This window comes from Kitasatospora sp. NPDC096128 (assembly GCF_040303105.1).
GTDB lineage: Bacteria > Actinomycetota > Actinomycetes > Streptomycetales > Streptomycetaceae > Kitasatospora.
This window is the reverse complement of record NZ_JBEOSP010000012.1, coordinates 118,325-144,541: the sequence shown is the minus strand read 5'-3', so window position 1 is coordinate 144,541 and position 26,217 is coordinate 118,325. Positions and strand designations below refer to the sequence as shown.

Below are 26,217 nucleotides of genomic sequence, written 5' to 3'. Positions count from 1 at the left end.
CGGAGCCCACGTCCTCCGGGGAGGGCGTGGGCTCCGGGGTGTTCCGGGCGGCGGCGGGGCGGCGGCGGGGCTCCGGCCTCAGCCGGCGTCGGTGGCCGGGAGGACGGGGGCGGCGGCCGGGGCGGCGGGGCCGGCGGCCGGGTGCCGGCCCTTCTTGTGCAGCGAGGCCAGGTAGGCGTTGTACGCCTCCAGCTCGGCGTCGCCGCTGCGTTCCTCGGCGCGGTCCCGGCGGCGGGCCTGCCGCTGCTCGGAGCCCATCCACTGGTAGACCAGCGCGATCAGCACGATCGCGGTCGGGATCTCGCCGAACGCCCAGGTGATGCCGCCGGCCAGCTTCTGGTCCTCCAGGAGGTCCGTCCCGGGTGGTGAGCCCTGGACGGTGAAGGTGGTCACCAGCGGGTGGCCGGCCATCATCACCGCCACGCCGAAGAAGGCGTGGAACGGCATCCCCATGAACAGCTCGATGATCCGCATCACATGGCCGGGGCGGTGCGGGCCCGGGTCCACGCCCATGATCGGCCAGAAGAAGGTCAGACCGGTCATGAGGAAGTGCACCATCATGAAGATGTGCCCGAGGCGGTACTGCATCAGGAAGTCGAACGCCGGGGTGAAGTACACCCCGTACAGGCTCGCGATGAACATCGGGATGGTGAACGCCGGGTGCGAGATCACCCGGACGTAGCGGCTGTGCAGCAGCGCCACCAGCAGCTCGCGCGGACCGCGCGGCCGGCCCTTGCCCGCCGGGCGCAGGGCGCGCAGCGACAGCGTGATCGGGGCGCCGAGCAGCAGCAGGATCGGGGTCAGCATGGACAGCACCATGTGCTGGATCATGTGGGCGCTGAACAGCACCATGCCGTAGTCGTTCAGCCCGCTGCAGGTGACCAGCAGCATGCTGGCGACGCCCGCGACCCAGCCGACGACCCGGCCGATCGGCCAGCGGTCCCCGCGCCGGTAGAGCCGGACCACGCCGGTCAGGTACAGCGCCAGCGCGACCAGGCCGCCGAGCAGGAACACCCAGTCCGGGGACCAGGTCCAGACGTTGGAGAGGCTGAACGGGCCTAGTGGGGTCATCCCTCCGTGGTGGTGCATTCCTGACATTCCGTCGCCCATCGGCGGGTCCCGCTTTCCGTCCTGGTGGCCCCCGGTGGGGTCCGGTTCGCCCGTTTTGCTTGGCATACAGCCTAGGCGGGCCTTACCCCGGGCGTACCGCCGCCCCCACCGTACGGGTGGCCGGCCGGTCGTCGGGGCGCCGACCGGGCCGCGCTGGACCGGCTCTGCGCGGGCGCCGGGGTGCTGCTCCACCTCGCCTCCCGGGTGGCCGGCGGCGTCGAGGAGTGCGCGGCCGTGAACGACCGCGGCACGGCGGCCGTGCCGGCGGCGGGGGCCCGGGCCGGGATCCGGCGGATCGTCCACCTGTCGAGCACCGCGGTGCACGGCCAGGGCCCGCACGCGGGCATCGGCCCCGACGAGGTGCCCGCCGCGCCGGTGTCCGAGGCCGGCCGCGCCCGGCGGCACGGCGAGGGCCACCCCCTGGCGGCCGGCGCCGCAGTGCTGGGGCCCGCGCTGGTCATCGGCACCGGTGACCGCCGGGTGGTGCCCGCCCTGGCCGAGCCGGTCCGTAGGGTCCCCGGCCGCTGGGCGGGCGGCGAGGTCCGGCTCGCCCCGACCGGGCCGGCCTGGCCTGTCCTCGGCTCGGTTCCGGCGGAGCGGGCCGCGTCCGTGGCGGACGGGGTGCCCGGCTGGGAAACCAGTTGAATCTGACGTCCGTGTCAGGTCCTATCTTCGGGATGCGGCGACCGCCGCGTCGACCGACAGGGGGAAGAACGATGAGCAGTGACCTGACCGGCAAGGTGGCCCTGGTGACCGGCGGCAGCCGCGGCATCGGCGCGGCGGTGGCCAAGCGGCTGGCGGCCGAGGGGGCGGCGGTGGCGGTGACGTACGTCCGGGCGGAGGGCCAGGCCCAGGCGGTCGTCAAGGAGATCGAGGCGGCGGGGGGCCGGGCGGTGGCGATCCGCGCCGACCTGGTCGAAGCGGACGCCGCTGCCCGGGCGGTGGCGGAGACGGTCCGGCAGCTGGGCGGGATCGACGTCCTGGTGAACAACGCGGGCTTCCTCACCTACGGCCCGCTCGCCGAGGTGACGGCCGAGGAGATCGACCGGGTGCTCGCCGTCGACGTCCGGTCGGTGCTCCTGGCCGCCCAGGCGGCGGCCCGGCACATGGGCGACGGCGGACGGATCATCAGCATCGGCTCCTGCTTCAACAGGCGGGTCCCGGGCGCGAACTTCGTCCTCCAGGCGACGGCCAAGACCGCGCTCACCGGCCTGACCAAGGGCCTGGCCCGGGAGCTCGGTCCGCGCGGGATCACCGTCACCGTCGTCGACCCGGGCCCGATCGACACGGACATGAACCCGGCCGACGGCGACTCCGCGGGCTTCCAGCGCTCGCTCACCGCGCTGGACCGCTTCGGCGAGGCCGAGGACATCGCCGCCGCCGTCGCGTTCCTGGCCGGCCCGGGCGGCCGCTACGTCACCGGCACCGCCCTCGCGGTGGACGGCGGCTACACGGCCTGAGTGAACAGCCGGTGCGGGGGAGGGCGCTGGTGGTCCGCCGTCCCCCGCGGCCGGGGACGATCATGGAGTGATCCTTGGTAGCGTCGGTCACGGTGCCGCTCAACTGCGGCGCAGCACCATCGACATGAGAGAGCATCACATGGCCCCCAGGACCATCCGCCGAGCCGTCATCCCCGCCGCCGGGCTCGGCTCCCGCCTGCTGCCGTTGACCAAGGCCACCCCGAAGGAGATGCTGCCGGTCGGTGACAAGCCGGTGATCGAGCACACCGTGCGCGAGCTGATCGAGAGCGGCATCACCGACATCACCATCGTCGTCAACGGCGACAAGGGCCTGATCCAGGAGCACTTCCGCCCCAACCCGGTGCTGGTCGATCAGCTGCGCCGGGACGGCAAGGCGGCGTTCGCGGACGCCGTCGAGGAGGTCGGGGAGCTGTCCCGCAAGGGGCACATCAGCTACCTGTACCAGCACGGCCCGTACGGCAACGGCACCCCGGTGCTCAACGCCGCCCGGCACTTCGGGGACGAGCCGTGCCTGGTGCTGTGGCCGGACGACGTGTTCGTCGCCGAGGTGCCCCGCGCGCAGCAGTTGATCCGGGCGTTCGAGCAGACCAACGCGCCGGTGCTCGCGCTGATGCCGATGGCGCCCGAGGACTCCTACCGCTACGGCGTGCCGGTGGTGAAGGAGGACCTCGGCGGCGGGTCGCTGCGGATCACCGGCCTGGTCGAGAAGCCCAAGCCGGTCGACGCCCCCTCCGGGTACGCCGCCATCGGCGGGTACGTCATCACCCCCGGCATCGTCGACGAGCTGCGCGAACTCACCCGCCGGTGGCACGAGAAGCCCGAGGACGAGGTCTACCTGACCGACGCCATCAACGCCTACGCCGCACGCCGTGCCGTCTACGGGCAGGTCATCGCCGGCACCTGGTACGACACCGGCAACCCTGCCGCCTACCTGCGTGCCCAGTTCGCGGCCGCGCTCGCCAACCCGGAGTTCGGCGGCGAGCTGTGCCGGCTGGCCGCCGAGCTCGCACCGGCGGAGTAGCGGTCGGTCCGTCCGACCCGTCCGACCCGCCCGACCCGTCCGACCGGTGTGGCCCCGGGGCCGGCCGCGGGGTCAGCTGCGGTCGTGGTCGCCGGTGGCGCCGTCGGTGAGTTCGCGCAGGATGTCCAGGTGCCCGGCGTGCCGGGCGGTCTCGGTGGTCATGTGGATGAGCACCCAGCGCAGTGAGACCGTCCGGCCCGTCCAGGAGGTGCCGGTGGACTCCAGGTCGAGCTCCTCGATCACCTCGTCGGCGGCGGCCCGGGCGCGGGCGTAGAAGGCCAGCACGTCCGCCGTCGACTCGTGCGGCTCGATCCGCAGATCGGAGCTGTCGTCGGCGTCGATGTCGAAGGGCAGCGGCCCGGTCTCCCGGCCGAAGGTCTGCCGGAACCAGCCGAGTTCGGCACCGCCGAGGTGCTTGACCAGGCCCAGCAGATTCGTCCCCGAGGGCGTCAGCGGCCGGCGCAGCTGCTCGTCGTCCAGGCCCTGGACCTTCCACACCACCGCGTCGCGGTGCCGGTCCAGGGCCGCGTGCAGGCTTTCCTTCTCACTGCCGGTGAACGGCACGATCTTGACCATGCGCGAGACGGTAGCAGAGCCACCGGTCCGGTGCGGGAGCCGAGTTCACGACCGCCGACCGCCGTCGGTGCGCCACTGCGCCCCCGGCGAAGTGCCGGACGGCGTTGACGCCCGGCGCCGGTGGGGCGGAGCGTGAAGCCTGGCACCTGCCACCCCTGTCCGGCACCACGGAAGAGGAATCCGCCATGCGTCGAAGAACCTCCGCCCCGGCTGTCTGCACCGCCGCCCTCGCCGTCCTCCTCGGGTGCGCCGGCACCGCCGGCGCCGCCCCGGTCGCGCACCCCGCTCCGGCGGCCGCCGCCCCGCACGCCAAGCCTGCCGCCAACCCGCCCTTCGGGGCGCAGACGCGGATCCCGCTGTACACCCCCGTCCCGGCCGGTTGGGCAGTGATCAGCCGGAACTACGCGAACCAGGACAAGCTCATCGAGTACCTCGGCGGAGCCCCCTTCGGGGCCAGGGTCGCCGTGCTCGCCAACCAGGGACTGCCGGCCGGCTGGGTGCTCGTCGGCGGCCTGCTCGACGGCCAGACCGCGGTGGTGAGCTACCTCGGCGGCGCCCCGCACGGCACGAGGGTCATCGCCTACGTGGAGATCCTGATGCCGGGCGGCCGCATCATCGGCTACCCCGTCCCGGCCGGCTGGAGGATCCAGTCCACCGTCACCCGGAGCGACGGCACCTACCGGGCCCTCCTCTTCCCCTGAGCCGAGGCGCCGAGCCGACCTGTCGTCAACTCCGGCTGCGATGGGGCCCGGTCGCCCCCGGTGCGGGCGACCGGGCCTTCGTCAGCCCTTCGGCACCAGGGTGTTCTCGTTGCTGCGGCCGGCCGCGAAGTCGTCGATGTTGCGGGCGGTGGCGTCGATGATCTGGCCGACGGCGGTGCGGGTGAAGTAGGCCTGGTGGCTGGTGATGAGGACCTGGGGGAAGGTGAGGAGGCGGGCGAGGGTGTCGTCGGTGATGCCCTGGATGGAGCGGTCGGTGAAGAAGACGCCGGTCTCCTCCTCGTAGACGTCCAGGCCGACACCGGAGAGGCGGCCGGTGCGCAGGGTCTCGACCAGGGCGGCGCTGTCGATGAGGCCGCCGCGGCTGGAGTTGACCAGGATGGCGTCGTCCTTCATCCGGGCCAGCGCGGCCGCGTCGATCAGGTGGTGGGTGGCCGGCAGCAGGGGGACGTGGAGGCTCACCAGGTCGGCGCGGGTGAGGAGTTCGGGCAGTTCGGTGTAGTGCATGCCGAGGTCGAGGCAGGCGGGGTTGGGGGCGATGTCCCAGCCGAGGAGCTCGGTGCCGAAGCCGGCCGCGATCCGGGCGAAGCATTCGCCGATCTTGCCGGTGCCGATGACGCCGACGGTCATGCCGTGGACGTCCCGGCCGAGCAGTCCGTCGAGGCGGAAGTCCAACTCGCGGGAGCGGTTGGCGGCGCGGGTGAGGCGGCGGTTGACGGCCAGGGCGAGGGCCCAGGCGTGTTCGGCTACTGAGTACGGGCTGTAGTAGGAGACCCGGGCGACGGTGAGGCCGAGGTCGGCGGCGGCGTCGAGGTCGATGTTGTTGAAGCCGGTGGAGCGTTGGGCGATCAGCCGGGTGCCGCCGGCGGAGAGGGCGGTGAGGGTCTGGGCGTCGAGGACGGCGTTGACGCTGCTGCTGACCACCGGGTAGCCCGCGGCGAGCGGGGCGGTGTCGCGGTTGAGGAACACGTCCAGGCAGCGCAGTCCGTGCCGGCCCGCGAAGGCCCGTTCCAGCAGCGGCCGTTCGTCGGCCTGCACCCCGTACGCCAGGATCTCCATGCGGTCCCTCCGGTCCCTCCGGCCGCGCTCCCGCGGCCCACGGGGCCACGCTAACGGGGCGGCCGCGGATGCGCCCGCCGGCCGCACGACGGCCCCCGGACCGCGTGGTGCGGTCCAGGGGCCGGGTGTGGCGGGCGGGCCGGGGAGGGGCGGCGGTCAGAGGACCGTCTCGGCCTCCTGGTAGCGCTCCTGCGGGACGGTCTTCAGCTCGGCGACGGCCTCGGCCAGCGGCACCAGGTTGATGGCGGTGCCCTGCAGCGCGGTGATGTGCCCGAAGGCGCCCTTGTGGACGGCCTCGACGGCGTGCCAGCCGAAGCGGGTGGCGAGCACCCGGTCGTAGGCGGTGGGGGTGCCGCCGCGCTGGGTGTGGCCCAGGATCACCGGGCGGGCCTCCTTGCCGAGCCGGTGCTCCAGCTCGCGGGAGAGCTGGGTGGCGATGCCGGTGAAGCGCTCGTGGCCGTAGATGTCCTTGGTGCCCTCCTCCCAGTGCATGGTGCCGGGCTCGGGCTTGGCGCCCTCGGCGCAGACCACGATGGCGAACTTCTTCTGCCGGTCGAAGCGCTCGCGGACGACGGCGGTGAGCTTCTCGATGTGGAAGGGGCGCTCCGGCACGACGATGGCGTGCGCGCCGGCCGCCATGCCGGCGTTCAGCGCGATCCAGCCGGTGTGCCGGCCCATGACCTCGACGACCATGACCCGCTGGTGGGACTCGGCGGTGGTCTTCAGCCGGTCCAGGGCCTCGGTGGCGACCGAGACGGCGGTGTCGAAGCCGAAGGTCACGTCGGTGGCGGCGATGTCGTTGTCGATGGTCTTGGGCACGCCGACGATCGGCAGGCCCGCGTCGCTCATCAGCTTGGCGGCCTTGAGGGTGCCCTCGCCGCCGATCGGGATGACGGCGTCCAGGCCGAGGTCGGCGCAGTACTTCTTGGCCCGCTCGACACCGTCCCGCAGGTGGCTCGGCTGCACCCGGGAGGACCCGAGGATGGTGCCGCCCTGGGCCAGGATGCCGCTCACCGAGTCCAGGGTCAGGGGGCGGTGGTGCCCCTCGAGGAAACCGCGCCAACCGTCCTCGAACCCGATGATCTCGTCGCCGTGGTCGACCACCCCCCGGTGGACCACGGAACGGATCACCGCGTTCAGTCCGGGGCAGTCACCGCCGCTGGTCAGCACTCCGATACGCATTAGCTTTGCAACTCCCGAGCAGAACCGAGGAACGGCCGGACTACAGGCTGGGACGACGAGCCGTCACCCGTGGCGCGGCGTTCCTCCCGCCGGGGTGGCGGGGAGGTGGCCGCGGGGTGAAGGACCGGCCGATCCGGACAGAACGTCCGAAAACGGCCGCGAAGTCGAGCATACGGCCCCTGGTCCGGCCGGGCAGGAGCCGACGCGGGAGCGGCGCCGTCGGCGCCCCCGCGCGGAATTGCAGCCTGCTGCCGAGGAGGGTGTGCAGCCGGCAGCCCCATTGTCGTACGTCCGGGGCCGCCCGCGGGCCGGGTGACCGCATCGCGGGCACCCGGGCGGGCCGTACCGGGGAGTAGGACTACGCGGGGCGCGTCGTGGCGGCGATGCGCTCGGCGCGCAGCGCGTCGTACCAGGTGGTGTCGGCCGGCGGCAGGGCGTTGACGTCCAGTGCCAGCTTGATCAGCATGTCGGCCACGGCGGGGTTGCGGGCCAGCACCGGGCCGTGCAGGTAGGTGCCGAAGACGGTGTCCCGCCAGGCGCCCTCGGTGCCGTCGCCGGTGCCGTTGCCGCGGCCGACCGTGACGGTCGCGAACGGCTGGACGCCCTGGCCGAGGTGGGTGACGCCCTGGTGGTTCTCGAAGCCGGTCAGCTGCGGCAGGCCGAGCCGCGGGTCCACGTCGGCGAGCACGTCGCCGACGCAGCGGGCGCCCTCGCCGCGGGTGGTCCAGACGTCGAGCAGGCCCAGGCCGGGCTCGCGCTCGCCGAGGTCGTTGATGAACTCGTGGCCCATGATCTGGAAGCCGGCGCAGACGCCGAAGATGATCGCGCCGTTCTCGGAGGCCCGCACCAGGCCGCTGTCGGCGCGCAGCCGCTCGGCGGCCAGGCGCTGGGGGCGGTCCTCGCCGCCGCCGATCAGGTAGATGTCCCCGCTGGTGGGGATCGCCTGGTCGGAGCGGACGTCGATCCGGGTCACGTTGAGATGGCGCTGGCGGGCCCGGCGCTCCACGACCAGGGCGTTGCCGCGGTCGCCGTAGGTGCTGAGCAGGTCCGGGTAGACCCAGACCACGCGCAGGCTGCTCTCACTCATCCTCGAAGGCCTTCCGTCACGAAAAGACTGGTGTGCGGGCGCGGCATCAGCCGGCCACGACCTTCCGCAGCTGCTGGAAGGCGGTGTAGTTGGCGATGGCCTCGATCCGGCCGGGCGGGGCCATCCGGACGGCCTGCTCCAGGGTGTCCACCACGTGGAACTGCAGCCCGGCGACCTCCAGGCGGACGGCCAGGTCCAGCTTGCGCTGGCCCATCACGAAGATCGGGTGCCCGGCGAGGCGCTCGTAGTCGACGTCCCACAGCCAGGAGGTGTCGGTGCCGTCGGCGTCGAGGGCGTTGACCGAGAGGATCACCGGGGCCGGCGGGCCGTCGATCAGCGAGAAGGTCTCCAGCCAGCCGGCCGGGTTCTTGGCGAGCAGCAGCCGGATGTCCCGGCCCTGGTACTGCACCACGTCGTAGCGGCCGGCCACGGCGGACACCGAGCGCATCCGCTCCAGGGCGACCTGCGGGGAGACGCCGAACACGGCGGCGACGGCGGCCGAGCTGGTGGCGTTGGCCAGGTTGGCGCGGCCGGGCAGCTGGAGCTGGATCGGCCAGGCGCCGCGCTGGGGGTCGATCACGTGGGTGCCCTGGAGCGCCCAGTGCGGGTTGGGGCGCCGGAAGCCGCAGTCCTGGCAGAACCAGTCGTCGCCGGGGCGCTGCATCACACCGCCGCACGCGGGGCAGGACCAGGCGTCCTCCTTCCAGGCCTGTCCGGCGGCCACCCAGACCACCTTCTTGCAGGAGGAGGCGGCCCAGGTCACCAGCGGGTCGTCGGCGTTGGCGATGACCACGGCCTCGGTGTCCTGGAGGCCCTCGCGCCACTTCTCCGCCATCATGCGGGTCTCGGCGGCGCGGTCGAGCTGGTCGCGGGAGAGGTTGAGCAGGGCGATCGCCTTGGGGCGGGTGTCGCGGGCGACCGTCGCCAGGTACTTCTCGTCGACCTCGATCACGCCGAAGCGGGCGTCCGTGCCGCCGGCCAGGGCGGAGGTGATGCCGGCCGGCATGTTGGCGCCCAGGGCGTTGGAGACCACCGGGCCGGCGGCGCGCAGCGCCTCGGCGATCAGGCGGGTGGTGGTGGTCTTGCCGTTGGTGGCGCTGACCAGGACGACGTCGAGGTGGTCGGCGAGGGTGGCGAGCAGGTCGGGGTCGAGCCTGAGGGCGACCTTGCCGCCGATCACCGAGCCGCTTCCGCGACCGGCCTTACGGGACACGGCGGCGGCGACCTTGCCGGCCGTGACCGCGATCTTGGCGCGGGCCGGCAGCGAGGCGTCGCGTGCGCCTGTGGGCTCCGATTCGGTGCCTGCCATGCTCAGTGGTTCCTCCTTGCTGCGGCACCACCCGCTGGCCGGATAACGGGCCGTCGGGCGGCGGGGACGGGGCCAGCCTACCGACTCCGTAGCCCGGCCGGACGATCCGGACCCCATGCCGCCTGCTGCGACGACGTGGCGGGGGCTGCTGACGGCCCGTCAAGGAGGGCGGTGTACGGAGGGACCGCTGGTCCCCGGCGGGATGCTCCGCCGCGGCCCCGGGTTCCTGGGGCATCCAGTAAGGATGTGGTGAAGAGATGTGATGAAGAAACGATCAGCGGCCCGGAGCGGGCGCGGAAGCGGCGGCGGGCGCGGCTCCGGCGGCCAGGGTGGCGGTGATCACCAGGGTGCCGTCCTCGCAGCGGAAGTCCAGCGGCGCCGCCAGCCGGCGCATCGCGGCGATCAGCCCGGTGTTGGCGGCCTGGGTCACCGCGTACACCGTGCCGACACCGGCCGCCCGGGCCGCCGCGGTCAGCCGGCGGAGCAGGGCCAGGCCCAGCCCGTGCCGCTGCCAGGCGTCCTCGACCAGCACGGCCAGCTCCGCCTCGTCCCCGTCCCACATCAGGTGCCCGAGGGCGAGGACCCGCCCGTCCGGGGCGACCGCCACCAGGCTGCGGCCGTGCCGGGGGTCCAGCAGGTGGTCCAGATAGCGGTCGGCGTCGCGGACCGGGCCGTGGTAGCGCAGCCGCAGCGAGGCGGGGGAGCAGCGGCCGTGCAGCGCCAGGACCGCCGCCTTGTCGGCCGGGTCGGCCGGGCGCAGCAGCAGCTCGGTCCCGTCCGGCAGGGACAGCCGGGACGCCTCTGCGGTCCGGGCGGCCGGCAGCGGGTGCGGGCGGGGCTGGCGGTTCGGGCCGCCGATGGGCGCGGGCAGCCGGGCGGCCTGTCCGTCGGGCGGCGCGCACCTGTGCTTCGACCTGCGGAAGGGCCGGTGCCAGAGCCGTTCGAGGCGAGTGCGGGAAGCCGTCATGGGACCGACGCTACCGACGGCTCGCTTCCGGCCGGTTACGTGATCGTGAACGCACGAATGCCCGGGCGCGCGCGGGCGTCCCACCGGGACGGACCCGGCACAGGTCCAGACCGGTGCCTCATGCGGCCGGGACGGCGGGCGGCCGACGGTGGAGTCCATGCCCGGCGCTCCTGGTGAGCAGGCCCGCCGGGGCCCGTACGTCCACGCACCGAAGGCTCTCCCATGCGCAACACCGACCTCGCATCCGCCGCCGCCACCGCCCCCGGCGGCACCCCCGTCACCCGCCTCCCGCACGCCCGCCGGGCGCCGGTCGGCAGCGCCCTCACCGGTCTGCTGGACCAGCAGGTCCGCACCCGGCCGCAGTCCCCGGCCGTGGTCGGGGAGGGCGGCCGCCTCACCTTCCTGGAGCTGTCCGAGCGGGCCCGCGGCCTGGCCGCGGAGCTGCGCGCGCTGGGTGCCGGGGCGGACGACTGCGTGGGCCTGTACGTCGAGCCCTCGGTGGAGCTGGTCGCCGGGGCCTGGGGCGTCCTGTACGCCGGGGCGGGCTACCTGCCGCTGTCGCCCGAGTACCCCGAGGACCGGCTCCGCTACATGATCGAGGACAGCGGCACCCGGATCGTCCTCACCCAGCGGCACCTGCGCGGACGGCTGGCCAAGCTGGTCCCGGCCGGCACCGCGATCCGCACCGTCGAGGAGGTGCCGGCGGCCCACGGGCGGCCGGAGGAGGGGGCCCAGCCGGAGTCGCTCGCCTACGTGATCTACACCTCCGGCAGCACCGGCCGCCCCAAGGGCGTACAGATCGAGCACCGCGCGGTGGTCTCCCAACTGCGCTGGCTGCACACTGCCGGGCACCTCGACCCCGAGGTCACCGTGCTGCAGAAGACCCCGATGAGCTTCGACGCCGCCCAGTGGGAGATCCTCGCCCCGGCCGTCGGCGCCCGGGTGGTGGCCGGCACGCCCGGCCTCCACCGGGACCCGGAGGCGCTGGTCGCCGCCGTGCGCCGGTACGGCGTGACCGCCCTGCAGTGCGTGCCGACCCTGCTGCAGGCCCTGCTGGAGACCGAGGGCTTCACCGACTGCACCGGCCTGACCGGCCTGTTCTCCGGCGGCGAGGCGCTCTCGCTGCGACTGGCCCGTGAGCTGGCCGCGGCCCTGCCCGAGGCCGTGCTGGTCAACCTGTACGGCCCGACCGAGTGCACCATCAACGCCACCGCGCACCCGGTCGACCCGGCCGCGCTCGGTGACGGCGCCGGCTCGGTGCCGATCGGCCGACCGGTCGACAACACCCAGTGCTACGTGCTGGACGAGCGGCTGGCCCCGGTCGCCCTCGGGGCGGTGGGCGAGCTGTACATCGGCGGCGTGCAGCTGGCCCGCGGCTACCTGCACCGGCCGGAGCTGACCGCCGAGCGGTTCGTGCCCTCCCCGTTCGCCCCGGCCGAGAAGCTGTACCGCACCGGCGACCTGGTGCACTGGAACCCCGACGGCACTCTCCAGTTCGCCGGCCGGGTCGACAACCAGGTCAAACTGCGCGGCTACCGGATCGAGCTGGACGAGATCGCCCGGGCGATCGAGCAGCACACCTGGGTCCGCCGCTCGGCCGCCGTGGTCACCGGCGACGAGCGCACCGGCCACCCGAACCTGGTCGCCTGCGTCGAGCTGAACCCGCGCGAGGCCGCCCTGATGGACCAGGGCAACCACGGCGGCCACCACCAGTCCAAGGCCAGCCGGCTCCAGGTCAGGGCCCAGTTGTCCGACCCCGGGGTGCGGGACCCGGCCCGGTCGGCCGGGCGGGAGAAGGTCGAACTGCCCGGCCGGCGCGAGAGCGAGACCCAGCGGCGGGCCGTCTTCGCCCGCAAGACCTACCGCTTCTACGACGGCGGCCCGGTCACCCGGGACGACCTCACCGCGCTGCTCGCCCCCCGCCAGGCCGGCCCCTTCGGCCGCGAGCTCGGCCTGCTGAGCTTCCCCGAACTCGGCCGCGTGCTGCGGTGGTTCGGCCAGTTCCACAGCGAGGAGCGGCTACTGCCCAAGTACGCCTACGCCTCGCCCGGCGCGCTGTACGCGACCCAGCTGTACCTGGAGACCGGCGGCCTGGACGGGCTGGCCGCCGGGATGTACTACTACCACCCGGTCGAGCACGCCCTGATCCGGATCGGCGACGCCGACGCCCGCCCGGAGCCGTACCTGACGCTGCACTTCTCCGGGAAGACCGGGGCGATCGAGCCGGTGTACAAGAACAACATCCGCGAGGTGCTGGAGTTCGAGACCGGCCACATGCTGGGCGTGCTGGAGGAGGTGCTGCCCGAGTACGGGCTGGAGGTGCGCCCGCACGGCTTCGACCCGGCCGTCCGGCCGCGGCTGGACGTCGCCGAGGAGGACCACTACCTGGGCAGCTTCACCGTCGACCGCAACCGCGGCGCCGCCCCCGAGGAGCACACCGAGCTGTACGTCCAGGCCCACGCCGACCGGGTGGACGGCCTGCCGGCCGGCCTCTACCGCTACGCCGACGGCGGGCTGACCAGGGTCGCGGACGAGGTGGTGGAGTCCCGGCAGGTGATCGCGATCAACCAGGCCGTGTACGCCCGGGCCGCGTTCGGCATCACCGCGGTCAGCCGGGCCGCCGAGGACTGGCTGGAGTACATCGCGCTCGGCACCAAGCTGCACCACCTCCAGCGCAACGGCCTGGGCCTGGGCTTCATGTCCTCCGGCTACAGCTCCAAGTCAGGCCACCCGCTGCCCGCCGCGCGCCGGATCGACGAGATCCTCGCCTCGGCCGGCATCCCCTCCGGGCCCTCGTACTTCTTCCTCGGCGGGAAGGTGAGCGAGGAGCAGATCGGCAGCGAGGGCATGCACGAGGACACCGTGCACATGAAGGGCCCGGCCGAGATCATCAAGGACGAGCTCGCCACCCTGCTGCCCGACTACATGCTGCCCAACCGGGTGCTGATCGTCGACGCCCTGCCGCTCACCGCGAACGGCAAGGTCGACCTCAAGGCGCTGGCCGGCTCCGAGGCCGTGCGCGCGGACGCGGTGCGCGGCGAGTTCGTCGCCCCGGACACCGCGCACGAGCGGTGGCTGGCCGAGGCCTGGGGGCAGGCGCTGAAGTACGAGGAGGTCTCGGTGGCCGACGACTTCTTCGCGGTCGGCGGCAACTCGCTGACCGCCGTCGCGCTGGTCAACCGGATCAACCGGGAGTTCGGCACCTCGCTGCCGCTGCAGGTGCTCTTCGAGTGCCCGAAGCTGGGGGACCTGGCGGCCCGGATGTCGGCCTCGGCCTCCGGTGCGGCCGCGGCCTCGGGCTCGGCCTCGGGCGAGGACGGCGCGGCGGCCGCACGGCTGGTGCCGCTGCAGCCGGGGGAGCGGGGCCGGCCGGTGTTCTGCTGGCCCGGGCTGGGCGGCTACCCGATGAACCTGCGGCCGCTCGGCCGGGAGGCGAGCGACGGCCGCGCCTTCTACGGCGTCCAGGCGTACGGCATCAACGAGGGCGAGACGCCGTACGCCACCATCCGGGAGACGGCCGCCGCGGACGTCGCCGAACTGCGGCGGGTGCAGCCCGAGGGCCCGTACACGCTGTGGGGCTACTCCTTCGGCGCCCGGGTCGCCTTCGAGGCGGCCTGGCAGCTGGAGCAGGCAGGCCTGCGGGTGGAGCAGCTGCTGCTGATCTGCCCGGGCAACCCGAAGGTCCGTCAGGCCGACGGGCGGGAGTACGGCCGGGAGTCCTCGTACGCCAATCCCGCGTACCTGACCATCCTGTTCTCGGTGTTCGCCGGTGCGATCGGCGGGCCCGAGCTGGAACGCTGCCTGGCGGAGACGGTCGACGAGGATTCGTTCGTCGCCGGAGTGCACCGGATGCTGCCCGAGCTGGGCGAGGAGGTGATCCGCCGGATCGCCCGGATCGTCGGCGGGACCTACGAGTTCGAGTACAGCTTCCGCGAGCTGGCCGAACGGCAGCTGGCGGCGCCGGTGACCATCTTCAAGGCCGCGGGCGACGACTACTCCTTCATCGAGGGCAGCAGCGGCTACTCGGCCGCCCCGCCCACCGTGGTGGAACTGGCTGGGGACCACTACGGGGTGCTGAAGGAGCACGGGGTGCTCGAACTGGTCGCCGCCATCCGGGCGGTGGAGCGGATCACCGCGTGACGGCCGGCCGCTGACGCGGACACACTCACGGATGGCCCAGGATCCGTGACCGCGGGAGCCCCTTCGGATAGGGATGGCTCGGCTTTCCGCCGAACCGTCTCGATCCGAAGGAGCTCCCCCATGCTCGCGAAGAACTCCGCACTGGCCACGGCCTGTTGCGCCCTGCTGCTGGCCGTGCCGCTCGCCCTCGCCCAGTCGGCGGCCGCCGCGGGCACCGCCAACAGCACCAGTGCGGGCAACACCGGCGGCAACAACACCAGCATCAACACCAGCAGCAACAACGGCCCCAAGACCCCCCAGGAGGCGGCCGCCTGCAAGAGCGTCACCGGTGCGCTGCTCGGCGGCTTCGGCGGCATGCTGGGCAACGCGGTGTGCGTGGTGCAGCCGGCCGACAAGGGCTGAGCGGCCCTCCGGCCCAGCGGTGGACCTGCGGCGGGCGTCCGATCGGGCGCCCGCCGCCGTCGCGGCGATGGGATGTCGGTCGGATCCGGAACTCGGGTGCGGTCCCTTCGCGTGCTGACGTATCATCCGGCGATCGGTTGAGCAGGTGTTCACGCAAATGGGATGAGATGGCGGGCCTGGAGAACGAAGAGTCGACCGAGAAGCCCAGCGGTCTGCGGGCGATCTGGGCCAACACCCTGGAACCCGTGGCCCCGCTGCCCTGGTACCGGACCGTGTCCCGCACGGTCTGGATCGGGGGCGCCGTAGCCGTCGCCCTGTTCGCCGGACTCACGGTGGCCGCCGTGACCGGAGCGGGCGCCCCGCCCACCCACCGCATCGCCCTGGCGGACCGGATCGGCGACCAGGAGCGGGTGCCGGACGACGATGTGGTCACGGCCGAACGCGGCCGCCTCCAGAAGAACCTGACCGCGCTGAGCCGCTACCGGGACGTGGCGGTGGCCGGCTACGGCCCGGCCGGCTCGGGCCGCAGCACCATGCTGGTGGTCGGGATGACCGGAAGCTTCCCGGACGCTCGGGGGGAGTTGGACCGGCAGTTCGGTGCCGGCTGGGGGGCCGATGCGACCAGCGACACCCACGAGCCGGTGCGGAGCCGCCAGGACTACCCGGCCGGCTCGCTCGGCGGAGCGATGGACTGCGCGGTCCTGGGCGATTCCACCGACTCCCGGACCCTCTGCATCTGGGCGGACGGAACGACGGTCGGCGGCGTCATCGACGAGACGGGCACGGTTCGCCCGGACGACCTGGCCAAGCGGGCCCTGGAGGTCCGCACGGCGGTCGAGGTCGAGGTCGGGGACTGACCGGACGACGGCCCGGGGGAGCCTCGTGGTGGGCGACCGCCCGGCCCCGTTCCGTGGCGCCGGTCCGGGCGGCGCAGGACGATGGGGGTACGCCCCCGGAGCCGGGGGCTTCCCCCACGCCGGAGCGTTCCCGCGCTCCGGGGATTCGGAGTCGGGCCGTGCAGGAGTTCCTGGTCGAGATCACCACCCGGGTGCCCGACGGCACCCCCGCCGAGGAGGTGGACCGCCGCCGCGCCGCCGAGGCGGTGCGCGCCCGCGAGCTGGCGGCCGCCGGCCGGCTGGCCCGGTTGTGGCGTCCTGTGGGCGAGGCGCGCAGCATCGGGATCTGGCGGGCGGCCGACGAACGGGAGCTGCGGGCGGAGGTGCTCGGCAGCCTGCCGCTGTGGCCGTGGATGACGGCCGTGGTCACCGCGCTGGAGCCGCACCCCAACGACCCGGGAGCCGGGGCGTGACACCCGCTCCGGCCGCGTCCGCGGAGCGCTGAACCGCTCAGGCGATCCGGGTGGGGGTGTCCTCGACGGTGTGGCCGGTGGTGATGAGCAGGGCGGTGAGGGCCGCCGGGTCCAGCGAGCGGGGGGTGCGGAGGAAGAGCTCGTCGGCGGTGGGGTGGGGGTGCAGCGAGAGCAGGGTGATCCGGTGGTCGGCGAGCGTGGTGTGGGTGTGGGCGAGGGCGGTGGTGCGGACCCGCCAGAGCGTCGTCGGGGGCGGGGCGTGGGGGGACCACCAGGCGTGCAGCAGGGCGACGGCGAGCAGCGCGAGGGCGGAGGTGGCGAGGACGACAGCGCCGTCGGAGCCGTGCAGGATGACCTTTGCGATCAGGTCGGCTGCGGTGATGGAGAGGAAGGCCGCAGCGAGCTCGACGGTGTCGCGGCGCCAGCGGCGGGCACGGTGGACGGAAGGCTTCGAGTGCTCCATGCCCTCCACCGTGCCCGACCGGTGTTTCCTGATCGCGACCCGGCCGTGACTCGGTGGTTAAGGTCGGCCCCGGTGTGTTACGGCAGCAGCGTGCGGGCCGCGGCCCGGACCTCGGCGAGCAGCAGGCGCAGGTCCTCCTCGGTGGTCGCCGCGTTGAGCAGGCAGGCGCGGAGCATCTCGTGCGGGCCGAGGCGGGCGCCGGTGACGAAGACCCGGCCGCGCCGCTGGACGGCGACCGGCAGCTCGCGGTTGAGGGCGTCGCGGGCCGCCTCGTCCCGTCCGGGCGCCCGGTGCCGGAACGCCACGATGGAGGTCTGCACCTCCGCGAGCAGCTCCAACTCCTCGTCCGCCTGGATGAGTTCGCCGAGTCGGCGGGCGAGCGCGGTGCACTGGGCGATGTCCCGGGCCAGGCCGGCGCGGCCGCGGTGGGCGATGGTGGCCCAGACCTTGAGGGCGCGGAACGGGCGGGTCTGCTCGGTGCCGTACTCGGAGAACCAGCCGAGCGCGCCGGCCGCCTCGTCGCGCAGGTAGGACGGGACGAGGCTGAAGGTGCCGCGCAGCTCGTCGGTGTCGCGGACCAGCGCGCAGCCGCAGTCCACCGGAACGCCGAGCCACTTGTGCGGGTCGAGGGCGAGTGAGTCGGCGCGCTCCAGGCCCGCGTAGCGGTGGGCGATGGCGGGGTCGAGGCGGCCGAAGGCGCCGTACGCGCCGTCCACGTGCAGCCACAGGCCCTGCTCCTGGCAGAGGTCGGCGATCGGGTCGAAGGCGTCCACCGCGCCGGTGCCGACGGTGCCGGCCGAGGCGACCACCAGGAAGGGCAGCAGCCCGGCGGCGCGGTCGCGTTCGACGGCGGCGTGCAGTTCGTCCGGGTCGAGGAGCCCGTCCGGGCCGGTGGCGACGGTGCGCAGGTGTCGGCTGCCGAGGCCGAGGAGTTCGGCGGCCTTGCGGACGCAGGAGTGGGTCTCGCCGGTGACGTAGCCGACCAGCGGCGGCAGGCCCGCCAGGCCGTCCGCGCGGACGTCGTGGCCGACCCGGCGGGCGGCGCGGTTGCGGGCGGCGGCCAGGCAGACGATCGTCGCCATCGAGGTGCCGGAGGTGAGCAGCCCGCCGCCGGCCGGGTGGGGGAAGCCGACCAGTTCGGCGATCCAGCGGACCACGGCGCGTTCCAGGTGGACGTCGGAGTGGTCGCCGCCGGCCGAGCTGGGGTTCATCGCGGCGGCGGCGAGGGTGGCGAGCACCCCGGCGGGGGCGGGGGCGGAGTTGACCCAGCCGAAGAAGCGCGGGTTGCCGTTGCCCATGGGGTGGGGGAGGACGTCCTGCCCGATGGCGGTGAGCAGTTCGGTGAGCGGGCGGCCCTCGGCGGGCAGCGGGGCGTCGAGCAGGGTCTGCCGGGCGGTGTCGTCCATCGGCTGCCAGACCGGGCGGGCGGGCAGTTCGGCGAGGTAGTCGGCGACCAGGTCGGCGGCGGTGTGGGCGGCGCCGCGGAAGTCGTCGCCGCTGCTGAAGCCGGTGCTGCTGAAGTCGGTGCTGCGGAAGTCCTCGGAGGTCATGCGGGTGTGCTCCAGGGGCCGGGGGACCGGGGGACCGGGGGACCGGGGGAGGCGCGGCGTCCTCGGCGCACCGTGATCAGCAGATGCTACGGAACGGGCCCGCGCCGTGCGGCGCGGGCCCGGAGGCTGGGACGGGGATGGGGACGATCAGTCGAGTGAGGCGGAGAGTCCGCTCGCCGAGCGGCAGTAGCCCTGCATCTCCTTGTTGGTGATCTTCGCGCAGAGCCGCCCGGCCGCGCCGCCGTCGGTGTAGTTGACCGTGTAGTAGCTGACCAGCCCCTCCGCGCAGGCCTTGCGCTGCCAGCCGTCGGCCGCGGTGGCGCATTGCTGGGCGGCCCAGTCCTCGCGGTCCAGGTTGTACTTCATGGTCCGGGAGCCGACCCCGCGGCTGCAGTCCACCGCTCCGCCGCTCGCCTTGCCGTTGAGGCACCACTTGAGCGCGTCGGCGTAGACCTCGGGGTGGTTCGGGTAGTCGTGCGAGGACAGGTAGAAGGTCGGGGCGTAGAAGTAGCAGGCGGACTGGAACAGCGAGGGCTGGTCCTTGCACGGGTAGAGCGGGTCCTGGGCGAGCTTGTCGGCGGGCAGGTTGGCCTTGGCCTGCTCGTCCTCCTCGTCCGGGCCGAAGAGCTGCATGAACAGGCCCTCGGAGCAGCGGATCCGGTTCTGGTCGCTGGTGAACTTGTTGCACAGGTCGCGCGCCTTGGCGACGTCCTGCTTGGCGACGAACATGGTGCCGTGGCCGACGCCGTGGATACAGGGGCCGCTGTTCTTGGGGGCGCACAGCTTGAGCAGGTCCACCTCGGGCTGGGTGGAGGCGTTGAGCATCTCCTCGACGGCGCCGTGCAGGTAGCCGGCCGCGCAGGTCTCGTGCGGGAAGGAGATGACCTTCTGGAAGTCGGCGTTGAAGCGCTTGACCGCCGCGTGGCCGAGCTCGTGGGCGATCGGGTGGCAGAAGCGCACGGTGTACGGCTTCTCCTTGGTGATCTTGTCGAGGTCGGCGAGGGCGACACCGGGGTCGGTGGCGTCCATCTCGGCCATCATCTTGTTGCGCAGCGTCGAGCGGGTCCACACCGCCGGGTCGCCGGTCGGGCCGGCGCTCGCGGCGCCGGCCGTGACCGGCTGGCCGCCGGCGCCCGGACCCGCGGCTGGACCGCCGGCGGCCGGGGCGACGGAGGCCGCGGCGGGCGTCCAGTCGGTGACGGCCACCGAGCCCAGGCCCAGGACGCCCAGGAGCACGGCGGTGAGAATCGCGAAGATTCGCGGCTGCATGACGGGATCCCCCGGCGGATCGACGTGAACGGTTCGCTCCCATCCTGACGGCAGGGGAGCGGGAATCCGCGTTTTCGCCCGCCATTCGGGAGGTGTCGGCGACGCTACCGCATCGCCGCGCCGCCCCGGCGGGGCGGGCCGGTTCCCGATGATCAAGGGCTGACGGCCGACCCCCCCGTTCGGGGTGGTCAACCGTCAGCAGCGGTTTCCGGTTGCCGGAGTTCACCCGAACGGCCCAGTGGCGGGCCGGCCACCACGGGGAGGAGCGGGGCGGACCGGGGCGTCAGAGCTCCAGCGTCACCCGGTGGTCCGTCAGCCAGACGTCGAGGTCCAGCGCCAGGTCGACGCCCAGCCGCACCGACTGCGGGTCGGTGTCCGGTGCGAGCGCGTCGGCCAGCCGCCGCCGGTCCAGCAGCTCCAGGGCCGGGGACTTCCGCCCGTCGACGAGCCGGGCGAGGTCGGCGCGCAGCAGCTGCGGGTAGCGCGGGTCGGCGGTGATCGGGTACGGGCTCTTCACCCGGTCGGCGACCGCGTCCGGCAGCAGATCCCGGACGGCGGCGCGCAGCAGGCTCTTCTGCCGCCCGTCGACGTTCTTCATCGCCCACGGGGTGTTGAAGACGTACTGGACCAGCCGGTGGTCGCAGAACGGCACCCGCACCTCCAGCCCGGCGGCCCGGCTCATCCGCTCGTTGCGGTCGAGCAGCACACCCGCGAAGCGGGTGAGGTCGAGGTAGGAGATCTCGCGCATCCGCCGTTCCGTCGGGTCGGCGGACGCCAGGTGCGGGACTTCGGCGAGCGCCTCCCGGTACTGGGCCCGGCGGTGGCCGGCCAGGTCGAGCTTGCGCACCAGGTCGGCGTCGAGCAGCTGCTCGCGCGGGGCCGAGCCCGGGCCGGCCAGGCCGCCGTCGAGCCGGGCCGCCCACGGGAAGTCGTCGGCGGCGATCGCCGCCGGGTCGTGGTGCCAGGGGTAGCCGCCGAACAGCTCGTCCGCAGCCTCGCCGGACAGGGCGACGGCGGCCCGCTCCCGGACGCGGCGGAAGAGCAGCAGCAGCGCGACGTCCAGGTCGGCCAGCCCGCCGGGGAGGTCCCGGGCGCGCAGCACGGCGCGGCTGCGGCGCAGTTCGGTGAGCTCGGCGGCGTCCAGTTCGATCACGCTGTGGTCGGCGCCGACGTGCCGGGCGAGCATCCGGGCGTACGGGCCGTCCGGCGTCGAGCGGGCCGGGTCGGGGTGGAGCTCCTCGTCCCGGCCGGTGAAGTCCACCGCGAAGCTGCGCACCGGGCCGGCCCCCGCCTGGCGCAGGGTCTTCGCGGCGAGCGCGGTGAGGGCGCTGGAGTCCAGGCCGCCGGAGAGCAGCGAGCAGAGCGGCAGGTCCGAATCCAGCTGGCGGTGGACGATGTCGTCCAGCAGGGCCCGGACGGTGGCGACGGTGGACTCCAGCGAGTCGACGTGCTCGCGCGCCTCCAGCGCCCAGTAGCGGCGCACCGTGACGCCCCCGTGGCGCACCCGCACCAGGTGCCCGGGCCGCACCTCGTGGACGCCCCGGTACGGGGTGGCGCCGGGGGTGCGGGTGAAGGAGAGCAGCTCGCGCAGCCCGTCCAGGTCGACCACCGCGCGGACCGCGGGGTGGGCCAGCACCGCCCCGAGCCCGGTGCCGAACACCACGCCGTCCGGGGTGGGGTGGTAGTGCAGCGGCTTGACGCCCAGCCGGTCGCGGACCAGCAGCAGCTCCTCGTGCCGGGCGTCCCAGACCGCGAAGGCGTACGCGCCGTTGAGCCGCTCGGCCAGGCCCTCGCCCCACTCCAGGTAGGCGTGCAGCACGACCTCGGCGCTGCTGCGGGTGCGGAAGCGGTGCCCGGCCGACGCCAGCTCCGCGCGCAGTTCGCGGTGGTTGTGGAGCTCGCCGGTGAAGCTGAGCACGGCCAGCGGGCGGCCGTCGTGCTCGACGGATATCGGCTGCTCCCCGCCGTCGGGGTCGGTGTCGGGGTTGGCGTCCCTCCCGGTCCCGGTGCCGGTCCCGGTGCCGGTGCCGGTCCTGGTGAGGTGCAGCCGGCCGAGCGCGGCGTGCGGTTCCAGGTGGACGCCGCCCACGTCCGGGCCGCGGCAGGCCTGGGTGGCCGTCATGGCTTCGAGGACGGCCCGTTCGGCGGTGAGGTCGCGGTCGAAGGCGACCCATCCGGTGATCCCGCACATCAGCAAGCCCTCCGGTCTTCGGGTGAGTGTGGCGGGGGTCACGCTACGGGCGCACTCGTCACGGCATCAAGAGCCTGTCCGGAAGGTGACGGCAGGGGGTCCGGCGGGTTGCCCGGGCTGAAAGTCGTAAAGCCTGCCCGAATTCGGGCAAGATCTTTGGCTTCGGCGAGCGGACCGACCTAGAGTTCTCATTCGTGTCGAGCTCACCCCACCCTCACGAAGACCTCCTCGCCCACCTCTCCCGGACCAGCCCGCTCGGGCCCCGGGAAGCGGCGCGGGTCGTGGCGGAGGTGCTGGCCTACTTCTCCGAGACCACCGAGGAGTACGTCCGCCGCCGCCACGGCGAGCTCCAGGCACGCGGCCTCACCAACGAACGGATCTTCGCCCGGCTCGCCGAGGAGCTGCCCGCCCGCCGCGTCGCGGCGCCGGAGCTCTCGGCCCGTCAGCTGCGCCGGATCGTCTACGGCTGAGCGGCGGTGCCGGCCCCCCACGGCCGCGCCGCGCCGGCAGGGCCGGCCCGCCCCGGGGCCGGCTGCGCCCGTCACCGGGCCCGTCAACGCCCGTCAACGCCCGTCAGTGCTCGTCAACGCTCGTCAACTGCTCTGGAGGAGTCCACGCATGTGCGGAATCGTGGCCTACATCGGCCCCAAGGACGCGACCCCCTTCCTGCTGGAGGGCCTGGCCCGGCTGGAGTACCGCGGCTACGACTCGGCCGGCGTCGCCGTCGCCGGGCGCACCGGCGGGCTCAAGCTGCGCAAGGTCAAGGGCAGGGTCGCCGACCTCGCCGCCGCCGTACCGGCCCGCTTCAAGGGCGGCACCGGCATCGGCCACACCCGCTGGGCCACCCACGGCGTGCCCAGCGACGCCAACGCGCACCCGCACCTGGACAACGCCGAGCGGATCGCCGTCGTCCACAACGGCATCATCGAGAACGCCGACGAACTGCGCGCCAAGCTCACCGCCGACGGCGCCGTCTTCCGCTCCGAGACCGACACCGAGGTGCTCTCCCACCTGATCGCCGCGCACGCCGCCGAGGGCGTCGAGCTGGAGGACGCCGTGCGCGCCGCGCTCGGCCGGGTCGTCGGCACCTACGGCATCGCCGTGCTCGACGCCGAGCAGCCCGACCGTATCGTGGTCGCCCGCAACGGCAGCCCGATCGTGCTCGGCATCGGCGAGAAGGAGATGTTCGCCGCCTCCGACGTCTCCGCCCTGGTCCGCTACACCCGCCAGGTCGTGCACCTGGAGGACGGCGAACTCGCCACCGTCCGCGCCGACGGCTTCCGCACCTTCACCGCGGACGCCCGCACCACCCACCGCCAGCCGTCCACCGTCGACTGGGAGATCGACTCCTTCGACACCGGCGGCTACGAGCACTACCTGCTCAAGGAGATCCACGAGCAGCCCGGGTCGGTCGAGCGCACCCTCAGCGGCCGGCTCGACGAGCGCTTCGCCACCGCCCACCTCGGCGGCCTCAACCTGGACGCCCGCGAACTGCGCGAGATCCGCCGGGTGAAGATCCTCGGCTGCGGATCCGCCTACTACGCGGGCGAGATGGGCGCCCAGCTGATCGAGGAGCTGTCCCGGATCCCCGCCCACAGCGAGCCCGCCTCGGAGTTCCGCTACCGCAACCCGGTCATCGAGGCCGACACCCTGTACGTCGCGGTCAGCCAGTCCGGCGAGACCTACGACACGCTGGCCGCCGTCCAGGAGATCAAGCGCAAGGGCGGCCGCGTCCTCGGCGTCGTCAACACCGTGGGCAGCGCCATCGCCCGGGAGTGCGACGGCGGCATCTACCTGCACGCCGGGCCCGAGGTCTCCGTCGCCTCCACCAAGGCGTTCACCTCCACCGTGGTCGCCTTCGCGCTGCTCGCCCTGCACTTCGGCCGCATCCACGACCTCTCGCCCGCCGACGGCCGCCGGATCGTCTCCGCCCTCCAGGCGCTGCCCGACCAGATCCGCGAGGTGCTCGACCAGAGCGACGGGATCGCGAAGCTCGCGGCCGAGTACGCCGACTCCACCGGCATGATGTTCATCGGCCGGGTCCGCGGCTACCCCGTGGCCCGGGAGGGCGCGCAGAAGCTCAAGGAGATCTCCTACGTCCACGCCGAGGCCTACCCGGCGAGCGAGCTCAAGCACGGCCCGCTGGCCCTGATCAGCCCTGAACTGCCCACCGTGGCGCTGGTTCCGGACGACGAGCTGCTGGACAAGAACCTCACCACGCTCGGCGAGATCAAGGCCCGCTCCGGCCGGGTCATCGCCGTCGCCCACCGCCGGCCCGAGGACAAGCTCGTCGACCACTGCATCCTGGTCCCCAAGAGCGAGCCCGAGTTGGACCCGCTGCTCCTCAACATCCCGCTCCAGCTGCTCGCCTACCACGCGGCGGTCGCCCTCGGGCGGGACGTGGACAAGCCGCGCAACCTGGCGAAGAGCGTGACGGTGGAGTAGCCGTCAGCCGCTGGATCCCCGGGCCCCGGTCGCTGTGCGGACGACCGGGGCCCGGTTCGCGCGTGCCGTCCGGACGTGCTGCCCGATCAGGGCGACCAGGGTCAGCACCGCGGCGGCGTGCAGCAGCCACCAGCCCGCCCCGAAGGACAGCTTGAGGCTCGCCAGCACCGCGGGCGGCAGGCTGCGGAAGATGTCCAGGTCCCGGGGGCGCGTGGTGAAGTCCACGATGGCGAGGATGAACGGGAGCGGCAGGGCGCAGAGGTAGCCGAAGCTCCGGAGGGCCGGGGACGGGCGGTGCGGCAGGACGACCGCGCAGACGAGGGCGAGCAGGGCGGGCACGAGCCACGGCCAGGGCATGAACAGGGTGCCCTGCCCGATGCCGGGGAACCCGTCGAGCCCGAGCGCGGCGTGGAGCGGGTAGGACCGCTGCAGCACCCTGCCCGTGCTGTCGCCGAGCCGGGCGTCGGCGGTGCCGCCGGTCAGCAGCATCGAGACGCCGTACAGCGGGAGCAGCCCGGCCGGCACCATGACGGACGCCGCCAGGCGCTTCCGCCGACCGGTCGGTGTCGGTGCCGACCGTCCTGGCTTGACGGGGAGGGTCGGCGGGGCGACCGGCTGGGTGGCGAGCGCGGTCGGCGGGTGCGAGGGCTGGGCCGGCAGGTGCGGCTGCCGTGGTTGCCGGGGCCGCTGCCCGGCGAGCAGGGCGGCCGCCTGGTCGCCGGTGAGGCGGGCGTTCGGGTCCTTCTCCAGCAGGCCGTTGATCAGCGGGGCCAGCGGGCCGGCCTGGGCCATCGGCGGCGGCTGTTCGAACAGCACCGCGGTGAGCGTCGCCACCGGGGTGTCGCGGCGGAACGGCAGCCGGCCCTCGACGGCCTGGTAGAGCGTGGCGCCGAGCGAGAACAGGTCGCCCGCCGGGGCCGCCGGGCTCCCGTGGGCGCGCTCGGGGGCGAGGTAGTCGACCGAGCCGATGAAGGCGCCCGAGGCGGTGAGCGCGGTCTGGTCCTGCTGCACGGCGATCCCGAAGTCGGCGAGCAGCACTCCGCCGTCGTCGGCCAGCATGATGTTCGCCGGTTTCACGTCGCGGTGCACGATGCCCGCCCGGTGCGCGGCGCCGAGCGCGGCGAGGACGGCCTCGGCGACCGTCACCGTGTCGGCGGTCGGGAGCGGGCCGTCCCGGGAGATCCGGTCCTCCAGGGAGCGGCCGACGATCAGCTGCATCACCGTCCACGGCACGCCGCCGTCGACCACGACGTCATGGACGCCGACGACGTTCGGATGGTCGCGCAGCCGGGCCGCGTGCCGGGCCTCCCGCTGGGCGCGCACCAGCCGCTCGGCGTGCTCCTCGGGCGAAGCGGCGGGCGGGAGCCGGACCTCCTTGACGGCCACGTCCACGCCGAGCACCTCGTCGTGGGCCTGCCAGACGCTGCCGAAGCCGCCGGCCCCGAGCCGCCGTGCCAGCCGGTACCGGCCGCCGACCAGCCGCCCCGCCGAGGTCACGGACGTGCCCCCGCCGACGCCGTCCCCGCTGTCCGTCACCCTCCGGCCCCCCGTTCCGCCGCGTGCAGGTCCGCCACAGTCTGGCAGAGCCGGACGGTCGGCCGCAGCGGGGGAGGGAGGAGGCCCGGCGGAGCGTCGGCCGAGGAGGGCGAGCAGGCCGAGCAGGCCGGGGAGGTCCAGCGCTGGGGCGGGGCGCCGCGGTTTCGCGATGCCGGACGGGTTGTCATGACTGAAACAGCGTCCGGTTGGGCATAACGACGGAGACCCACCGAAGGGCCCGGCTGACGCTCCCCCACGAAGCACAGCCGGGCCCCGGGCCGGCGATCGGGCCTGGGCGTGACTCCCCCCACGGAGTGGCGACCAGGCCCGCAGCGTGTTCAACCAGCGATACGCAGCGTACATGCCATGTCCACGTAACGCTACCGAGTCCCGCGCTTCGG

22 protein-coding genes are annotated in these 26,217 nt (G+C 73.8%); 10 read left to right on the top strand and 12 right to left on the bottom strand.

The window, feature by feature from the left end; translation table 11 throughout:
• Positions 1 to 78 precede the first annotated feature (78 nt).
• A complete protein-coding gene (locus ABTY61_RS16240; protein ID WP_350505627.1) occupies positions 79 to 1,089 on the bottom strand; it encodes a cytochrome c oxidase assembly protein in 1,011 nt (336 codons plus the stop codon).
• 201 nt (positions 1,090 to 1,290) lie between these two features.
• On the opposite strand from ABTY61_RS16240, the gene ABTY61_RS16235 reads away from it, so the two are divergent.
• The 3 genes from ABTY61_RS16235 (at position 1,291) to ABTY61_RS16225 (ending at position 3,612) form a co-directional block, all read left to right on the top strand.
• Entirely contained in the window at positions 1,291 to 1,755 is a 465-nt protein-coding gene (locus ABTY61_RS16235; protein WP_350505626.1) for an NAD-dependent epimerase/dehydratase family protein, read from the top strand.
• 71 nt (positions 1,756 to 1,826) lie between these two features.
• The gene (locus ABTY61_RS16230; protein WP_350505625.1) at positions 1,827 to 2,570 is read left to right on the top strand and encodes an SDR family NAD(P)-dependent oxidoreductase; all 744 of its coding nucleotides are present in this window, start codon (positions 1,827 to 1,829) and stop codon (positions 2,568 to 2,570) included.
• A gap of 139 nt (positions 2,571 to 2,709) precedes the next feature.
• Positions 2,710 to 3,612: a UTP--glucose-1-phosphate uridylyltransferase gene (locus tag ABTY61_RS16225; protein WP_350505701.1), complete on the top strand. Its 903-nt coding sequence runs from the start codon at positions 2,710 to 2,712 to the stop codon at positions 3,610 to 3,612.
• 72 nt (positions 3,613 to 3,684) lie between these two features.
• Here the strand turns inward: ABTY61_RS16225 and ABTY61_RS16220 are convergent, their stop codons facing one another.
• On the bottom strand, positions 3,685 to 4,188 hold the full coding sequence (locus ABTY61_RS16220) for a DinB family protein (RefSeq protein ID WP_350505624.1): 504 nt from the start codon (positions 4,186 to 4,188) through the stop codon (positions 3,685 to 3,687).
• A 185-nt stretch (positions 4,189 to 4,373) separates the two neighbouring features.
• Between ABTY61_RS16220 and ABTY61_RS16215 the strand changes: the two genes are divergently transcribed.
• Positions 4,374 to 4,889 carry a hypothetical protein gene (locus ABTY61_RS16215; protein ID WP_350505623.1) on the top strand — a complete coding sequence of 172 codons (516 nt, stop codon included), beginning with the start codon at positions 4,374 to 4,376 and terminating at the stop codon, positions 4,887 to 4,889.
• An 81-nt stretch (positions 4,890 to 4,970) separates the two neighbouring features.
• Here ABTY61_RS16215 and ABTY61_RS16210 read toward each other — a convergent pair whose 3' ends face one another.
• The 5 genes from ABTY61_RS16210 to ABTY61_RS16190 form a co-directional block, all read right to left on the bottom strand.
• Positions 4,971 to 5,966: a 2-hydroxyacid dehydrogenase gene (locus ABTY61_RS16210; protein WP_350505622.1), complete on the bottom strand. Its 996-nt coding sequence runs from the start codon at positions 5,964 to 5,966 to the stop codon at positions 4,971 to 4,973.
• A 156-nt stretch (positions 5,967 to 6,122) separates the two neighbouring features.
• Positions 6,123 to 7,148 (bottom strand): 6-phosphofructokinase, encoded by a 1,026-nt coding sequence (locus ABTY61_RS16205; protein ID WP_350505621.1) that lies wholly within the window; start codon positions 7,146 to 7,148, stop codon positions 6,123 to 6,125.
• Between the two features lie 358 nt (positions 7,149 to 7,506).
• Positions 7,507 to 8,235 carry a type 1 glutamine amidotransferase gene (locus ABTY61_RS16200; protein WP_350505620.1) on the bottom strand — a complete coding sequence of 243 codons (729 nt, stop codon included), beginning with the start codon at positions 8,233 to 8,235 and terminating at the stop codon, positions 7,507 to 7,509.
• A gap of 46 nt (positions 8,236 to 8,281) precedes the next feature.
• Positions 8,282 to 9,544, bottom strand: a complete 1,263-nt coding sequence (locus tag ABTY61_RS16195) for a MurT ligase domain-containing protein (RefSeq protein ID WP_350505619.1) — start codon at positions 9,542 to 9,544, stop codon at positions 8,282 to 8,284.
• A 274-nt stretch (positions 9,545 to 9,818) separates the two neighbouring features.
• Positions 9,819 to 10,511, bottom strand: coding sequence for a GNAT family N-acetyltransferase (locus ABTY61_RS16190; RefSeq protein WP_502895328.1), 693 nt, complete (start codon positions 10,509 to 10,511; stop codon positions 9,819 to 9,821).
• Between the two features lie 222 nt (positions 10,512 to 10,733).
• Here ABTY61_RS16190 and ABTY61_RS16185 point away from each other — a divergent pair, with 222 nt between their 5' ends.
• The 4 genes from ABTY61_RS16185 (at position 10,734) to ABTY61_RS16170 (ending at position 16,362) form a co-directional block, all read left to right on the top strand.
• A complete protein-coding gene (locus tag ABTY61_RS16185; RefSeq protein WP_350505618.1) occupies positions 10,734 to 14,651 on the top strand; it encodes a non-ribosomal peptide synthetase family protein in 3,918 nt (1,305 codons plus the stop codon).
• Between the two features lie 120 nt (positions 14,652 to 14,771).
• Positions 14,772 to 15,053 carry a hypothetical protein gene (locus tag ABTY61_RS16180; protein ID WP_350505617.1) on the top strand — a complete coding sequence of 94 codons (282 nt, stop codon included), beginning with the start codon at positions 14,772 to 14,774 and terminating at the stop codon, positions 15,051 to 15,053.
• A 167-nt stretch (positions 15,054 to 15,220) separates the two neighbouring features.
• On the top strand, positions 15,221 to 15,910 hold the full coding sequence (locus ABTY61_RS16175) for a hypothetical protein (RefSeq protein WP_350505616.1): 690 nt from the start codon (positions 15,221 to 15,223) through the stop codon (positions 15,908 to 15,910).
• Between the two features lie 158 nt (positions 15,911 to 16,068).
• On the top strand, positions 16,069 to 16,362 hold the full coding sequence (locus ABTY61_RS16170; protein ID WP_350505615.1) for a muconolactone Delta-isomerase family protein: 294 nt from the start codon (positions 16,069 to 16,071) through the stop codon (positions 16,360 to 16,362).
• 37 nt (positions 16,363 to 16,399) lie between these two features.
• Here the strand turns inward: ABTY61_RS16170 and ABTY61_RS16165 are convergent, their stop codons facing one another.
• The 4 genes from ABTY61_RS16165 to asnB all read right to left on the bottom strand — a co-directional run bounded on the left by ABTY61_RS16165 (position 16,400) and on the right by asnB (position 21,835).
• The gene (locus ABTY61_RS16165) at positions 16,400 to 16,825 is read right to left on the bottom strand and encodes a hypothetical protein (RefSeq protein WP_350505614.1); all 426 of its coding nucleotides are present in this window, start codon (positions 16,823 to 16,825) and stop codon (positions 16,400 to 16,402) included.
• A 77-nt stretch (positions 16,826 to 16,902) separates the two neighbouring features.
• Entirely contained in the window at positions 16,903 to 18,375 is a 1,473-nt protein-coding gene (locus tag ABTY61_RS16160; protein WP_350505613.1) for a pyridoxal phosphate-dependent decarboxylase family protein, read from the bottom strand.
• Between the two features lie 147 nt (positions 18,376 to 18,522).
• The gene (locus tag ABTY61_RS16155) at positions 18,523 to 19,644 is read right to left on the bottom strand and encodes a hypothetical protein (protein ID WP_350505612.1); all 1,122 of its coding nucleotides are present in this window, start codon (positions 19,642 to 19,644) and stop codon (positions 18,523 to 18,525) included.
• Between the two features lie 283 nt (positions 19,645 to 19,927).
• On the bottom strand, positions 19,928 to 21,835 hold the full coding sequence (asnB, locus tag ABTY61_RS16150; RefSeq protein WP_350505611.1) for an asparagine synthase (glutamine-hydrolyzing): 1,908 nt from the start codon (positions 21,833 to 21,835) through the stop codon (positions 19,928 to 19,930).
• Positions 21,836 to 22,029: 194 nt separating this feature from the next.
• Between asnB and ABTY61_RS16145 the strand changes: the two genes are divergently transcribed.
• Both ABTY61_RS16145 and glmS read left to right on the top strand, forming a co-directional pair.
• Positions 22,030 to 22,305 (top strand): hypothetical protein, encoded by a 276-nt coding sequence (locus ABTY61_RS16145; RefSeq protein WP_350505610.1) that lies wholly within the window; start codon positions 22,030 to 22,032, stop codon positions 22,303 to 22,305.
• 148 nt (positions 22,306 to 22,453) lie between these two features.
• Positions 22,454 to 24,280 carry a glutamine--fructose-6-phosphate transaminase (isomerizing) gene (glmS, locus tag ABTY61_RS16140; protein ID WP_350505609.1) on the top strand — a complete coding sequence of 609 codons (1,827 nt, stop codon included), beginning with the start codon at positions 22,454 to 22,456 and terminating at the stop codon, positions 24,278 to 24,280.
• A 3-nt stretch (positions 24,281 to 24,283) separates the two neighbouring features.
• Here the strand turns inward: glmS and ABTY61_RS16135 are convergent, their stop codons facing one another.
• Positions 24,284 to 25,816, bottom strand: a complete 1,533-nt coding sequence (locus ABTY61_RS16135) for a serine/threonine-protein kinase (protein WP_350505608.1) — start codon at positions 25,814 to 25,816, stop codon at positions 24,284 to 24,286.
• Between the last annotated feature and the right edge of the window lie 401 nt (positions 25,817 to 26,217).